Source organism: Mesorhizobium sp. M2A.F.Ca.ET.067.02.1.1 (assembly GCF_004023285.1).
Taxonomy (GTDB): Bacteria; Pseudomonadota; Alphaproteobacteria; order Rhizobiales; family Rhizobiaceae; genus Mesorhizobium.
This window is the reverse complement of the sequence record NZ_RZSB01001215.1, coordinates 1-1,010: the sequence shown is the minus strand read 5'-3', so window position 1 is coordinate 1,010 and position 1,010 is coordinate 1. Positions and strand designations below refer to the sequence as shown.

1 protein-coding gene is annotated in these 1,010 nt (G+C 66.0%); it reads right to left on the bottom strand.

What is annotated here, in order from left to right; translation table 11 throughout:
* Nucleotides 1–1,010 (bottom strand): molecular chaperone HtpG (gene htpG / locus EOA28_RS36850; RefSeq protein WP_128315897.1); only part of this gene is annotated, 1,010 nt, incomplete at both ends.

Below are 1,010 nucleotides of genomic sequence, written 5' to 3'. Positions count from 1 at the left end.
TTCCTTCATAGCCCCGACATAGTCGGCAAGGCTGCGCCAGCTTTCGCCGGAAGCAGTCGAACGGAAGCGGGCAAGCTTCAGCAGCTGCTCGCGCCGCTCGTAATCCTCATAGAGACCTTCCTTGAGGACGACGCCGAAATTCTCCCAGATCTTGGCATAGGTTTCGGCGTCATTTTCGGCAGTCTTGGCAAGGTCGCCGAGCACGCGGTTCGTCACGCCCTTGCGGATCGCGGCGAGCAGCGGGCTTTCCTGGATCATCTCGCGCGAGACGTTGAGCGGCAGGTCGGCGGAATCGACCAGGCCGCGCACGAAGCGCAGGTAGCGCGGCAGGAGATCGGCATCGTCGGTGATGAAAACGCGCCGCACATAGAGCTTCATGCGGTCCTTGCGGTCCTGGTCGAACAGGTCGAACGGCCGCGATCCGGGCACGAAGGCGAGCACGTTGTATTCCTGCCGTCCCTCGGCGCGGAAATGGATGGTCGAGGCCGGCTCGTCATATTGGCCGGCGACGCTGCGGTAGAAGTCGGTATATTCCTCCGGCTTGATCTCGCTCTTCTGCCGCACCCACAGCGCGGTGCCGTCGGCGATGTCGCGCGGCTCGGCGCCGGGCTTCTCGACAAGCGTGATCGGCACCGGCACATGGCCGGACCGCGACTTCGCCAGGCCTTCGAGCCGGTATGGCGTGGTGTAGGAGGTGGCGTCCTCCATCAGATGCAGCACCACGCGCGTGCCGCGCCTGGGCGCCGCCTCGAGCGGGATCGGCGCAATTTCATAGGTGCCCTTGCCGTCGGACGACCAGCGGAAGGCCTCGTCGCTGCCGGCCTGGCGGCTGATCACGTCGACCCGGTCGGCGACCATGAAGGCGGAATAGAAGCCGACGCCGAACTGCCCGATAAGCTGCGTGTCCTCCGTCGCCTTGCCGGCCTCGACGCGCTCCATGAAGGCGCGCGTGCCGGAGCGCGCGATGGTGCCCAGCGCCTCGGCCATCTCGTCGCGGCTCATGCCGATGC